Raw genomic sequence first — 13,489 nt, 5'->3', positions numbered from 1 at the left:
TGTGCGATCGCGAGGAAAATTTGTCCAGACAAGCGAATTCATCGAATCTGGACAGATCAATAAGTATAATGATGGTAAGATTCGGGGGGCAGGAATGGCCGAGGTTGGACTTTTGGAATGGGCGGATAAGCAGCCCGACTGGATTAGGGATGCCTTAAGAAGACACGCCGCGCGGCCGGGCTTCAACCTCGAGCAGGAGGATAAGGCCGGTGTAACAGCTCGGGTCCGCCACGTCGGTGGATTTACCGCTGATCTGCCCGAATGCTCTCCGCTCTCGGCGGAGCATTTGAGGGCCAACAGTTCGAACGAGCCGCGCGCGGTGCTTTGCTCACTCGGCCCCGTCAAGCATTTGAACCGCCTCGCCGAAGAGCAGCAACTGCGTTTCGCCACCGATGGCATCACCATTATCTACGGCGACAATGGAAGCGGAAAGAGCGGCTATTGCCGGATCGCGAAGAAGCTTTGCCGTAGTCTGACGGCGGATGATCTTCTTGGCAACGTGTTCGAGATCGGCACCAAACCGCCAGCCGAAGTGCTTGTCCGGTTTCTCGAAGAGGGTGCTACGGAACCGACCCCCATAACCTGGAAGGACGGAACGCTGCCCCCCGCGTCAATTGCACGGATCTCCGTTTTCGACTCCGCGAACGCTCGCCTCTACGTCGATAAGCAAAACCGTATCGGTTTTCTGCCCGCAGCCATCGCGCTTCTCGAAAGCCATGGACGTCACCGCACCGAGCTCGAAGCCGACTTCCGGGAAGAAATCAAAGCGATCGAAAAGAACCTAAAGACACCATTGCCGAGTGGGTACACAGCTGCCGGCGCGGTCGTAAAGCTGCTGGCTCGTCTCGAAATCAAGTCAAAGGACGTGATGCCTTCCGCAGCCGAAATCAAAAACCTCGCTGCCCTCTCAGAGCAGGACATGGCTGATCTCGCTGGCCTCGAACAGGCTCTGGCAAGCGACCCTTCAACGATGGCGACAAAGCGTCGGCGTGCCAAGGCGGCCTTGGAAAAACTGCTGACTGCATCTGAACAGATCGACGCGGCTCTCTCAGCGGCGGCCCTCGAGATTTATCGCAATCTATATGCAACAGCCGATTCTACAGCGCAGGCTGCACAACTTGCCGCCTCAGGAGCGTTCGCGACTATGCCGTTGAGCGGCGTTGGGCTTTCTCCCTGGCGGTATATGTTCGACCATGCACGAGCCTATTTAGCGAGCGTCACTGGCATCGATCATCAGCACTTGCCAGATCAGGAAGGCGATCGTTGCATGCTCTGCCAGGAGCCGATGACGGCGGACGCCGCGGGGCGGATCCAATCCTTCAATGACTTCGTAACGGGCGCCGCAAATAAGGCGGCGCAAGTCGCATCTATTGCCCATGAAGAGGCCCTGCGCCAAATCAAAGGACTCACCATTGCGACCGGGGAGGCGGTTGAGGCGGCTCTCGGAGAGTTTGGCGATCTGTCCGCCGCACGCAAGGCGATGGTGGCCCTGATCTCGGCATATTATGTCGAGGCAGGTAAAAGGCGTGATGCAATTGTCGTTGCGGCTGCGCTGTCCGAGTACGCTGCGTTCCCGCAACTTGCGGCGCCAGTTGCATCGAAACTCCGAACGGAGGCGGAGGCGCTAGAGGCCGAAGCGCTGACGGACGACAAGGCAGCGGCCGACGACGGGAACCGCGCTACCGATCGAGCTCGTCGCGATACACTCAAGGATCGGAAAAAACTGGGCGACGATCTCACCATCGTTCTCGCGCGCTTGGCGAATCTCGAAGAGCGGCGCAAGCTTCTCTCATGCTGCGATGCTGTCGAAACAGGCTCGGTGTCACGGCAGATGACGTCGCTTCGACGAAGCCTCGTCATGCAGGATCTCGAAAAGCGCGTCGTCGCCGAGATTGAGACTCTGGCGTTAACGCACATCCCGTTCGCAGTTAATGATCGTAGTCAAGATGGGCAGAGCTATTTCGAGGTCGGGCTCAACGCGGCAAAAGCGATCTCAAACAGCAAGGTCTTAAGCGAAGGAGAGCAGCGCGCGCTTGCCCTGGCCTGTTTCTTAGCCGAGGTCGGAGGAGACACATCGCGTCAAGGCATGATCATCGACGACCCCGTGTCATCTCTCGACCATGTTCGGATCAGGCGGGTCGCGGCAAGGCTCGTAAAAGAAGCGGCCACAGGACGTCAGATTATTATTTTCACCCATAATCTTCTGTTCTTCAACGAGGTGGTTGACGCAGCTGCGCAGGCCAATCCGCCGATTCCCCTTGTTCGAAACTACATCAACAAGTCCGAATCTGCCGGTTTTGGCTTGATTAGCGAAACTGACGAGCCGTGGATCGCACAGTCTGTCACGAAGCGCATCGAGACTCTCAAGACGCGCCTGAAGAGCTTCGACGGCGCCACTGATTTCACCACCGATGCTTGGCGAAGGTCAGCGAAGGATTTCTACAGCGATCTTCGGGAAACCTGGGAGAGGCTCGTTGAAGAAATCCTGCTCGGTAAAGTCGTCGAGCGATTTAACAGCGATGTCAAGACACAGAGCCTGAAGGGTGTGGTGGTCGAGGACGAAGACCACAAGCGAATCTATTGGGCCATGAAGCGAGTTTCGGAGCGTTCTGGACATGACATGGCGTCCGCCAAGGCCATTCCAGTTCCAACACCAAACGATATGAAGAGCGATCTTGATGGAATTGACCAATATCGTATCGACACCACCAAACGAAAAAAGGATGCCGAAAAGCGCCGGATTGAATTCGAACAGCCTCCCAAGGCGACTGTACTCTAGCCTAATGACTATTGTCGTGTATTACTGGCCCTCACTGGCTTCATCCTGCTGCGCATGCCGGTGTCCGCCTGCCGCGGGCGAAGCCGACGTGACGAGGAAGTATCGCGAGGGCGCCAAGCCATCAATGGCTGTGCGCTCGCTCTTCATCTTGGATTTCAGCGCCGAGAAGCCTGACCGCTGGTAGTGCTTCGCCTGCACAATGTCGCCGCCGGCAAGGGCATGTCGACCATCCATCGCGTCGTCCGGTCCCTCGGGAAAGGCCTCGAAACGCTTGTCGATCTCGCGACCTACGAGGTCGCGGGCCAAATCCTCAAACTCGTTATGGGACAAACTCGAGAAATCATAAGCCATGCGCCCAGATTGAGTGCCCATTTGGTGGGCAGACAAGCAACCGGGGGCACAATTGCGTCGTGCCTCTCCATTACCAACAAAAAGATAAACGCGCTTTCCAGGCGATGCGGTCGGATGATCGTTTCGCGCTTGGCAAAAGCGAACGGATTAGTCTATGGCTCTCGGCGGGGGGGCGAGTTATGCGACGGGTGCGAATCCTTCAAGTAGGCGATATTCACTATCCGGATTGGCATCCTTCCTCTAGCAACATCGATGCCAAGGATAGCAAGTTCGCTCCGAAAATAACGCAGAAGCTACGCGCGTCTTCGCTGCGTGCCGTCTTGACGAAGCTTCGGCGGCTGACGACTTCGAAGCCCTTGGATTCGATCGCCTTCATGGGGGATTTCACGAGCCGTGGCGACAAGACTTTCATTGCTTCGGCATTCCAGCATTTCACGTTGCTCTGCCGCGCACAGGGGCGCAGTTCAAAGGCGCTTCCGTTGATATTCGTACCGGGAAATCACGATGTGAACCGTGATGACGCGCGCGAACTTGGACCGACTGAGAAATTCAGCGAAATGGCGAGTTTAGCCGCCCGCTTGGGTTGGCAGACCGTTCCCGTGGACCAACCCGTGCACTTCAGACTTCCGACAGGATCCGCAGGCGCAAACTTCATCCTCGTCAACACAGCGATAGGCAGTTGGGAGCTTCAGAACCTTCCCGCGTTCCTTCGTGATCGTCTCGAGGCACTCGGTCCTTCTACAGAACCTGTAGATCTCGGCTCGCCGGACACCTCGGGACATTCGCCCGCGACACCTCCCAGCGATCCAGACAAGGAGGCGTCCGACGACGAGTATTACGGTCAGATGGACACGCCATACATCTCGCGTGAGATGCTTGCAGGCCTACAGGAATTGCTCCAGCAGCCCGACATGCGTTACGGCATCATGATCGGCCATCACAATCTGCTGCCACAAAAGACTCCGCGCATTACGCCATACGCGGAGATGCTCAACAGCGGATTTGTCAGAACTCAGCTGCTGCAGGGCAACAAGCCTATCGTCTACCTGCATGGACACATACATGCCGATCCGGTCGAGATCGTCAACGATCCAAGGTTTCCGGACGGCAAATTGATCTGCATCTCAGCACCAGGGAGAGCTCGTCGGCATCCGACTTATACCCTACCGCACCAATGTCGCCGACGGGACGGTCATGGAAGGCGAACATTGCTTCATCTCGACTATGTCCAACGGCAAGGCCTTTCTGAACAACGACACGTTTGACCTGATGCGCCGACTGCGCGACCATGCCACCAGGCGCGGGAATGGGTTACTCTTCTGGGACGAGATCACTGAGATTGCCGCCTCCGCCGAGCTCGGGCTAGATTTGGAAGACTCTCTTCTGATGCTCCAAGCGGCGCGCTTCGTCGAGATAGACGGCCTCACGAAGGCAAACTCGGCTTGGCGCATTAAGGTAAGGGACGAATAGAGATGGAGAATCCGTTCGGCCCCAACAGGATCGAGTACGAAAGTCGCCCGATACTGTGGTTCAGTCAGAAGTCGGCCTTGATTTCTGCCGCCGCCAAGCCGGTCTTCGTCGCAGGGACGAGAGGCAGCGGCAAGACCAGTATTCTTCGCTCGCTTTCCACAGTTCATATCCTCGAAGACAAAAGTCTCGCGGACCAAGTCGGCAAGCTCGGCTGGTATGGCGTCTTCTTCCAGCTCAATGAGACATTTTCGCCCCTAATCGACAACGCGGTTCTGAACCTCATTCCGGAGCGGATACGCTTCGACACGGCCGCCGTGATCCCGCGGCAATTCGTAATCTTCTCTCACTATCTGGAGCTGAAGATAGTCGAACGCCTGCTCGAGAGCATCAGCCAGCTCAGACGCGACAGCCACTTGAAATACCGGGCCTCTGAAGATAGGGACGTCGCCTTGGCACTGCATCGCGAAGTGCTGCACTTCATACCCCAACCTGCCCGTCTCGACTTCTTCAGCATAGATGAGCTGCGGGGTGGGATAACCCGGTACGTCGACGAATGCTTCAACGCGTTCTTCTTTGCCGCCGATGAGGGAGCGACCGGCTTCAGAGCGACAGACCCTGGCGCGATCATTAACAAGGTCGCGACCGCGATCACCCCACTTTTAAATGGCCCATCTTTCGCCGGTGACAGGGCGCCCTTCTTCAAGATCCTGATTGACGACTGTGAGGCACTGACACCGCTCCAACAGCAGTTCCTGAACACCTTGGTGAGGAAGACGCGCGGCAATGTGAAATGGGTCCTCGCCTACATCGGCGGCCTTTACGACACGATCCGGACGATCATACCCGGCCAGTCGCTCTCGAATGCTGACCGGGACGTCGAGAATCTTGATTCAGTCGATCCGAGGGAGTTCGCCACGCTGTGCGAGAACGTGTCGTCGCTTCGGCTCTACTATGCGCTTCCTGACCATCTGCGGAGTGATCTCAAGCGCAACGATGCGCTCAGCGCGTTTTCGCTCAAAAACCGGCTGGGGCGGCTTTCCGTCAATGACATCATCGAGCGGGTTATCATATCGGGTCATTCCGAGGGCAGAGAAGAGCTTGTGGCACTCGCTGATGCAGCACGTGAATTCCTCTCCGTGAATTTGAGGACGGCGGATCAGCAGCAATTCCTTCTTGATCGAAAAGCGCGCCCTTATGCCGAAGGGCTGGCGCTCGCGCTCATGAACCCGGAAATCAAGCGCCGGCCCATGAGCAAGGCGGATGCTTCAAATCTGAAGAGGTCGATCGCCCGGAAACAGGGATGGGCTTTTCTGAAAGCGTGCCAGATGCTGCGTCTGCATGACTACCCGTACGTAGGGCACCAGATCATCACATCATTGAGCGACGTCTGTATACGCGATTTCCTTGATATAATGGGAGAGATCTTCCGCCGCAGTGTTCCGAGTTCCAGTGATCCACGAAAACTGGTGGAATTCATCAACTCGGATTTACAGATTCATCTCGAACAGCAGAGACAGGCTGTGAACGCCGCCTCTCAACGGAAGCTTGATGGACTTCAGGCGCTTTCACATCCGTACGAAGAAGAGAGCGTGCGCATGGTGCGGGCGTTGGGTTACCTGACCGCTCGCCTCCAGACAGAGTTTGCCGAAGAAAATGCTCTAGGAACGACAGAGAGAGGCATTTTCAGGGTTGATCTAAAGGAAATGCGCTCGCTGGTGAACCGACTGGAGCAACCCAGCGGAAAACTGGACGAGGTCCTGCGTCGGGCGGAAAGGGATGGGTTTATCCGGGAGGTCTCCGCCGCCGGCAACTTTGAGGTGGACCGCGCCGACCCCGCATCGAAGGAGATGCTGATCAGATTGCATCGGCGATTTGCACCTTACTTCGGGTTCTCCTATCGCGGCCCGTACGAAATCAACACAATCCCTGCGGCGCAGATGGTCGACCTGCTTTTTACCAGGCATCGGCTCCCAGAAGACTGGGCCGACTCGGTGTTTAAGGAGCTCGTCGCGCGGCCCGCACTCAAGACCGAATTCCAGCACTCGCTTTTCGAGAGCGATCTCGAATGACCGCTTCAACTGTCGAGTATCGAGTCTTCGGCCATCTGGCCGTCACTGAGAAGGCGAGAGATGCAGGTACCTGCGAAACGATGGAGGCAGATATCGCGATCGTCGCGCTTGGATGGGAAACGCGTTTCGCCGCGTTCGAAAACCATCTTGACCTGAAGGTCGGCAAAATCGTGGTTCTGGACTTTGCTCTGAAGGAAGCGAACGTCCCAGCCGTCGAAGAAAACCGGCGAAAGCTCATCGCTATGGGTACCCGATGGGGCGTCGAAGTGACTGCGATCACCCTCGAGCCTTCCATCGAGTATCAGAAGAACATCAATCTCCTCGATCACCTGCTCACTCAGATGGCCGCTTCATGTGGCTCATACGAAGGAAGCCTGCGGAAGGTTTTCGTCGAGTGCTCGACGATGCCGCGAATCTACATCCAATGGCTGATTGCGGTGGCATTCAAGAAAATGTCGATTCAGTCTCTCGAATTCGGGTACGCCGAAGGTATCTACGGGAACGCGATCGGCAAAGAGGATTTTTCCAGCGGCTTGGACCGATACGTCACCGTCCCTCATCTTCAAGGCAGCGGAGGAATGGGCGAAGAGAAAGTCCTGCTCGTGGGGATCGGAGGAGATGCCGACGTATTCTACGGATTGATCGATATCGTCAGTCCGGAACGGATCTCGCTCCTCGTCCCAAGAAGCGAGAAGAATGCGCATATCGATGCTTTGCTCGATCAACAGGTGGCCAAGGTACGTGAAACCCACCGGCTCGAAGATGGCGAAGTTCGCGACATCCAGGCTTTCGGGCTGATGGCCCACCTCGATGCTTTCGAGACGTATCTCGACGGGTTCGGCTCGCGTGCGGTGGTGAACGTTTTTGTCAGCGGCCCGAAGGTTCAGGCCATCGCTGCTGCCGTGCTCGCCTGCTCCGACAGCCGCGTCCATCTCAAGGCACGAATTCCCACCTCCTATGCCCATCGTGAAGTCTCAGCGAATGGGCGGTATCATATCTATAGGCTGATTGACCTGACATCCCCTGCCTGCAGCCTTCCCGGGACGTTCTGACACGATCTTGCATTCGAGTAGCATCATGGTCCCAGTAGCCGTTCCGCCAAGCCTTCAGCGCATGTTCGTGTCGCCCGATCCGGTCGATGGGGGACTAATTCCCACTTAGAAGCTGCTCTACATCAGATCAGGGGAAATGCAGACTGGCAGAATTCCATAATTAGCGACTCAAAACATATACTCAGGCGAGACTGTTTAGCATAGAAATAGTGAGCGCTCTCCAATATGTTAGGCTCTGTCGCAGTAGCGCAACAAGCTCAGTCTTTGGATGGGTGGTATGAGGATGAGACGACTGAATGTGTACAGGCTCAGTCATTTTATCGAGGCTCTCGTTTTTGTCGTAAGCGCGTTCGGTGCGACGTGGCTTACCAGCTTTGTGAACGCGCCATGGTGGGCATATGTGATTATAGCGGCCATCACTATGGGCATGTTCGTAGCCGTGCGTCGGGTCCTTTCTGAGCCGCAACGTATGGGACTCTTGGCACACAACTCGGCAGCGACCTCTGCGTGAACCCAGGCGCCTTGAAAATGTCCCCGATGCGTCCGGATTTTTGGCGGTGATCTTCAATCAAATGCGATGAGCTGCAATTTCTGGCGACGGCCACGCTAAGGGCGGGCCTCCAGCACCATGTTGAACGGTGTCTCCGCGGCGCGACGCAATCGCTTGAAGCCGCCGCCGGTCACAACCTTGCGCAGCCTCGCCTCACCGGCCTGGGCTCCAAGCGCGAGCCCGACTTCCTGCGACACGGATGCGGGCGTGCACACGAAAGTGGAAGCGGCATAGTAAACGCGGCCGACGGGATTGAGGTTCGCCGCCAGATGATCATGCGCGAACGGCTCGACGATCATCCACGTGCCGTCCGGCTTGAGCGATCCGTGGACATGGGTGGCGGCGCCCGTCGGGTCGCCCATGTCGTGAAGGCAATCGAAGAATGTGACGAGGTCATACGTTCCGGGATAGCTCTTGGCGGCCGCCACGTCGAACCGCGTGTTAACGCCGACGCCGGCTACCTCGGCCGCCTTGCGGGCGCGCTCAATCGAGGGGGCATGATAGTCGAAGCCGACGAAGCGCGAATTGGGGAAGGCCTGTGCCATGAGCACGGTCGATGCACCATGACCGCATCCAACATCCGCGACGTCCACGCCGCGTTCGAGCTTCTCGACGACGCCCTCCAAGGCCGGCAGCCAGGAGTCGATCAGATTGGCATTGTAGCCTGGACGGAAGAACCGTTCCGTACCGCGAAACAGACACGCGCTATGATCGTGCCACCCGACGCCCTTGCCGGACTGGAATGCCTGCCTCACCTTTTCTTCATCGAGCCACAGCGCGGACAGGAACTCGAATGCGCCTGCCATGAAGGCCGGGCTGTCTTCATCAGCGAACACCAGCTCTTGCTCGGCGTTGAGATAGAATTTGTCGCTCGCTTCATCGTAGTCGACGTAACCCGCCGCCGCCTGCCCGGAAAGCCATTCCCTTACGAGGCGTTCCTGGGTGCCGGTGCGTGTCGAAAGTTCGGCGGCCGTCATCTTGCCGCCTTCGCGCAATGCCTTGAACAGGCCGAGTCTGTCCCCCAGCAGGACTCCCGCGCCCGTTGCGATCGCACCGAGATCGCCGACCATTTTCCCCAAGAATGCGTCCAACTTTTCCTGATTCGCTTCAGACATCTGAATCTCCCTTTGGGTTCAATCTCTCCAGGCGACGGAGCCGTGCTCGTCATGAGGCGCCTTGAGCATCAGATGCTCGAAGACATGCAGATATCCCCGGCGGCTCATCCGCGCTGCCGATCCTGCACCAGACCATATCGGTGACGAGCGGCGCGGTGGTCGGGAATGACAGCCACCTCCATGCCGTTGAAAAGCAGGAAATCCGTCACTTTGCCCTCGTCGGTAACCGGCGGAGCCGGAGTGGTCGTCACCAGGGCAAGCCCTGTTGCAGCAGGTATCCTTGGGCAGCCTGTCAGAACATCGATGACTCCGGTTGTGGTGCCGGGGCGGGCGATCAGGGGCCAAGTGATTGTTCCGCGGCGGCTGTATGTTGTGGTAAGGTGATCATGCGAACTCTTGTTGGTCGGTCACGTGTTTTGCGGATGACCCGCATGTACTGTGCCAAATGAGAAAACCATTCAAACGCAATCCAGTAGATCTGACTGTATCCGACATTGTCGGAATTTGGACATCGCCGAACGCGAAGCGCTCGGGGCTTGTGACGATACTTGAGCGTGCTGCTTCGGAGGAGGGATGCGCCTCGAACCGGCCGCGAGGCCTTTTTCTGGCAACGGATATTCCGGCCGGGTTAGGCCGCGAGGAAAGCGACGGTGAATAAGAGGTAGAGGACCAACCGTTTTGAGCGGGTAGTTGCCGTGTTGCGCCCCCAGGCAAAGGCCAGCACCACGGAGCAGTATTTCTGGTGGCGATACTACATCGCCTTTAAGTGCCGGTTACCCGTTTTTACCCAGTTGGCCTGGTGCATTCAGAGCGAGGTCGTTGGAAACCGCTTATTGTGGCTATGAGCAAACTCGGGATGGAGGAGTGGACCCAAAAATTGGCAAAATGCCCCAGGGAGGATTACATGGGTCGCTCATTCCCCGTACTCGTTACAGGTGCGCGTCGCTACGCAAACAGCTTGCTTTTGACTTGGCGTTTCTTGCCGTTTCGGCATCGCTCACTAATTCGGCCGCTGCCGACACCGTGAACTGGCGTCAATTCGAAGGGACCAGCATAACTTGGGCCTACGACATCCACCCCTATGCGGATGCTCTCGCTGCGCAACTTTCCGGAGTTCGAGAAGCTGACCCGGCATCAAGGTCACGCCGGAACTCTACCCAGACGATTCTTACTGGAACAAGATGACGATCCAACTGACGACGAAGTCGCCAGCATGGGATGTGTTCGGCACTGGCATTCAGCCCGCGTAGGACCTCGCTCCGAGTGGCGCCTGCTGGACAAATACCTGAGTGATCCGAAGCTTACCGATGCTGGATACGACTACATTCGGACATGATCAAGAAGTGCGCGGCTCCTTCCTTCGCCAATGATAACTGGAACCAGGTCGTGGACGGCATCTCGTCCGGCCGCACCGCGATGACGATCGACTCAAAAATGTTCGGCTTCTGGAACGATGTTGCGGGGAAGCCGGCATCCGGCAAGATCGCCTTCGCTCCGCCGCTGCACGCACCGAGCGCCACGAGCTTGGATTCTGACATCTGGATCTGGGCTCTCGCCATGAACGCGGCTTCCGAAAAGAAGGGCACGGCCTGGCTGTTCATCCCGTGGGCCACCTCCAAGCAGGTGGCGCTCAAGGGTGCCCTTGCTGGCCAGCTCGTCAATCCGCCGCGCACGTCGACCTGGCAGGACGATACCTAGACTAAGTACGCTTCGCAGCCCGAGTTCAACAACTTCGTTGACAGCTTCAAAAAGATACAGGATCAAGCCGCGCTGGCTTTCACACCGCGTGTCGGCTTCGGCGAAGCCATGAACGCATGGGCCGTGGCGATGCAGAAGATGGCAAACGGCGATGACGTCGAGACGACGTTGAGGGCGCTTGCCGAAGAAATCCGCACTGGCCTCTGATCAAAAGGAACAGGGCAGTACTATTGCACTGCCCTGTTCCCGCCAACGGCGGAGATCACGCCGTGTCACCCCAAGCACTTAAACCCAGCGTGCCGATGGCAGGCGAAGGCCCTGGCGCGCGCGCCTCGTCCGGTTCGGCTTCGCTGGAGGGGCGTTCCATCGACTGTTTCAGCCTTGCAATCATCCAGGCGCTGGCCAAAAGCCAGATGGAGCGCCGGCTCAGGAACCGGCGCAAAAAACTCGAGCCTGCCGGCGCTGATCGAGCTGGTGCTGGCGCGGCCGCTGGTGTCGGCAGGCCTGGTCGCGGCCGAGCTGAAAATTAGCCAGCGCGCTGCGCTCGGGCTGGTGCCGAACTCGGCATCCGTGAGGTGACCGGCAGGGGGCGCTACCGGGCGTGGGACCCCGTTTAGCTGCGGCGGGCTTTGGCGAAAGCGACAGCACTGATGATTTTTGCTGTACGCTCATTCTCCCTCATCTGCGCGTTGACAGAAAACCAGCAGGCGAGGGTCACAGCACGCTGTGCTACCCGCGATTTCCGGAAAACCAATGAAAAACGACTTTGATCGATCGCGCGGGACGTATCATTCAACCATGTCGAGAACGGGCGTGACGGCACGTACACTATGGACCGAGAGAACTTTGTCTGGCGACTTTGCGCACGCCTGCAGAACTCTTCGGAAAACTTCCTTCTGTTGATCCAACGATCGTAATGAGCTGGAGTGGCATCGCCGCTCTCCTCGGTTCTTGCTCTCTCAGTTGAACTTGATGCTAGCCTGCACGAAAACGCCGTAGCGCTTTGCCTTCCAATCGTCGGCCTGCGGGGAACCACGACCGCCCATTGCCTCTTCGAAATGAGCGGTGCCGTTATTCGCCACGGCCGCAACATCGCCTCGAGCTGGACGCCATGCCCATCGCCGTCTTCGGGAATTAGCTTGATCTTGGGGCGCATGTGGTGCTGATCTTTGCCGTCGAGCCGCGTGAAGAGGAACGCCACGTCACCAGAAAGGCTGAGTCGCTCGGTGAGTTGCGTCTGCCCGGCCAAGCCGAGTCGCAGCGAATGCCAATCGTTGTCCTGGCTGATGAGGTTGAAGTAGGTGGGACGGTTGGCACACAGGTTCCCCAGTTGGTCGCCTGCTGCGTGCAACCGAAAGCGTCGTAGCTCTCGTGCCAGAAATTGTTGCCAACAAAAGCACCGATGCGGTAGCGCGGTGAATTCAAGAAATTATATCCAAGATCGGCGGTGAAATAGCTGACGCCGCCCCCGCGCTGATCACTGAATGTGTTTGAGTAGCCCCCCATTTCCGTAAGAAGTCCTCGTCATGAGAAAACCCTCCCTGATGCCGCCCGCACCGAGGAGGCCTTTACGAAAATGCCAGTCGGATTGTGGATCGCGTTGAAGAAGACTTCACTCGAATGCGCGTCTAGATCGTCATAGGTGAGCCGCGAGACCAGTGACGTACCTTTATGATTGTAAAGTTCCTTCGATGCTTTGCCGGTACTGGGCCAGTAGCGTAGTCCACCCTCGAAGGAAAAGACTGAGGCCGCCGACCCGGCTACCGACGCCGACTCGCAATCACCGGCATTCGACGGCGGTTCGGAACTTCTCGGTGCCGCAGCGCCGGCCAAGCCGGACGGGTCCGGTGAAAAATTCGTCGTCGAGGGCAAGGCGCCCGCTGCTTCGCCCGGCCGCGCCGACGATTTTTCTTGGCCGCCAAGGCGGCAGCCTGCGGCCGGGGCCACAACCGAAACGACCACGGCGATCAGTCCGTAAGCTGCCCGGGGCAGCGGAAGGGCGGAAAGCGCCTTCAGGTGGCCGCACAAGTAGGGTCTCGAGACGGACTCAGCGCGGCAGCACGCTCGATCCCATCAGCGCCTCATCGATGGCGCGCGCCGCCTGGCGGCCCTCGCGGATCGCCCAGACGACCAGCGACTGGCCGCGCCGCACGTCGCCCGCCGCATAGAGCTTTTCGACGCTGGTCCTGTAGTCCCGGTCATTGGCCTCGACATTCTTCGAGCGGCGGCTGTCAATGGCGATCTTCATCTGGCCGGCCAGTTCCGACACCGGCCCGCGAGCGGCTGGCCCGGCAAAGCCGATGGCGATGAACGCGAGATCGGCACGAATGACGAATTCGCTGCCGGCGATCGGCTTGCGCTTTTCGTCGACCTCGCAGCATTTGACCCCGGTCAGCTGGCCGTCT

The 13,489-nt window shown here is 58.0% G+C and carries 9 protein-coding genes and 3 pseudogenes; 7 read left to right on the top strand and 5 right to left on the bottom strand.

Going from position 1 to position 13,489, the window contains the following annotated elements; translation table 11 throughout:
• The first annotated feature begins 94 nt into the window (after nt 1–94).
• Nucleotides 95–2,779 (top strand): AAA family ATPase, encoded by a 2,685-nt coding sequence (locus tag EOB80_RS16255; protein ID WP_126063811.1) that lies wholly within the window; start codon nt 95–97, stop codon nt 2,777–2,779.
• A 21-nt stretch (nt 2,780–2,800) separates the two neighbouring features.
• Here EOB80_RS16255 and EOB80_RS16250 read toward each other — a convergent pair whose 3' ends face one another.
• A complete protein-coding gene (locus EOB80_RS16250) occupies nt 2,801–3,130 on the bottom strand; it encodes a hypothetical protein (RefSeq protein WP_186815491.1) in 330 nt (109 codons plus the stop codon).
• Nucleotides 3,131–3,189: 59 nt separating this feature from the next.
• On the opposite strand from EOB80_RS16250, the gene EOB80_RS16245 reads away from it, so the two are divergent.
• The 3 genes from EOB80_RS16245 (at nt 3,190) to EOB80_RS16230 (ending at nt 7,721) form a co-directional block, all read left to right on the top strand.
• The gene (locus EOB80_RS16245; protein ID WP_127319045.1) at nt 3,190–4,395 is read left to right on the top strand and encodes a metallophosphoesterase; all 1,206 of its coding nucleotides are present in this window, start codon (nt 3,190–3,192) and stop codon (nt 4,393–4,395) included.
• A gap of 207 nt (nt 4,396–4,602) precedes the next feature.
• Nucleotides 4,603–6,669 carry a hypothetical protein gene (locus EOB80_RS16235; RefSeq protein WP_126057629.1) on the top strand — a complete coding sequence of 689 codons (2,067 nt, stop codon included), beginning with the start codon at nt 4,603–4,605 and terminating at the stop codon, nt 6,667–6,669.
• A complete protein-coding gene (locus EOB80_RS16230; protein WP_126057630.1) occupies nt 6,666–7,721 on the top strand; it encodes a hypothetical protein in 1,056 nt (351 codons plus the stop codon). The genes EOB80_RS16235 and EOB80_RS16230 overlap by 4 nt, the downstream gene beginning before the upstream one ends.
• A 606-nt stretch (nt 7,722–8,327) precedes the next feature.
• On the opposite strand, the gene EOB80_RS16225 is transcribed toward EOB80_RS16230, so the two are convergent.
• The gene (locus EOB80_RS16225; RefSeq protein ID WP_024504268.1) at nt 8,328–9,386 is read right to left on the bottom strand and encodes a class I SAM-dependent methyltransferase; all 1,059 of its coding nucleotides are present in this window, start codon (nt 9,384–9,386) and stop codon (nt 8,328–8,330) included.
• 57 nt (nt 9,387–9,443) lie between these two features.
• Nucleotides 9,444–9,664, bottom strand: a pseudogene (locus EOB80_RS16220) (insulinase family protein); the annotation flags it as partial.
• A gap of 1,054 nt (nt 9,665–10,718) precedes the next feature.
• Here EOB80_RS16220 and EOB80_RS35305 point away from each other — a divergent pair.
• Both EOB80_RS35305 and EOB80_RS34795 read left to right on the top strand, forming a co-directional pair.
• A complete protein-coding gene (locus tag EOB80_RS35305; RefSeq protein WP_245454714.1) occupies nt 10,719–11,084 on the top strand; it encodes an extracellular solute-binding protein in 366 nt (121 codons plus the stop codon).
• Between the two features lie 398 nt (nt 11,085–11,482).
• Nucleotides 11,483–11,701, top strand: a pseudogene (locus EOB80_RS34795) (helix-turn-helix domain-containing protein); the annotation flags it as partial.
• On the opposite strand, the gene EOB80_RS16205 reads toward EOB80_RS34795, so the two are convergent.
• Entirely contained in the window at nt 11,698–12,435 is a 738-nt protein-coding gene (locus tag EOB80_RS16205; protein ID WP_127322442.1) for a hypothetical protein, read from the bottom strand. The pseudogene EOB80_RS34795 and the gene EOB80_RS16205 sit on opposite strands and share 4 nt — an antisense overlap.
• Before the next feature lie 432 nt (nt 12,436–12,867).
• Between EOB80_RS16205 and EOB80_RS35300 the strand changes: the two are divergent.
• Nucleotides 12,868–13,062: pseudogene (locus EOB80_RS35300) on the top strand (DUF459 domain-containing protein); the annotation flags it as partial.
• Nucleotides 13,063–13,131: 69 nt separating this feature from the next.
• Here the strand turns inward: EOB80_RS35300 and EOB80_RS16195 are convergent.
• Nucleotides 13,132–13,489 (bottom strand): FAD-dependent oxidoreductase (locus EOB80_RS16195; RefSeq protein ID WP_164762629.1); only part of this gene is annotated, 358 nt, incomplete at its 5' end.

The organism is Mesorhizobium sp. M7A.F.Ca.MR.245.00.0.0 (genome assembly GCF_003997415.1).
Classification (GTDB): domain Bacteria; phylum Pseudomonadota; class Alphaproteobacteria; order Rhizobiales; family Rhizobiaceae; genus Mesorhizobium.
The sequence above is the reverse complement of the archived record's forward strand: the minus strand, read 5'-3'. Positions and strand labels throughout refer to the sequence as shown.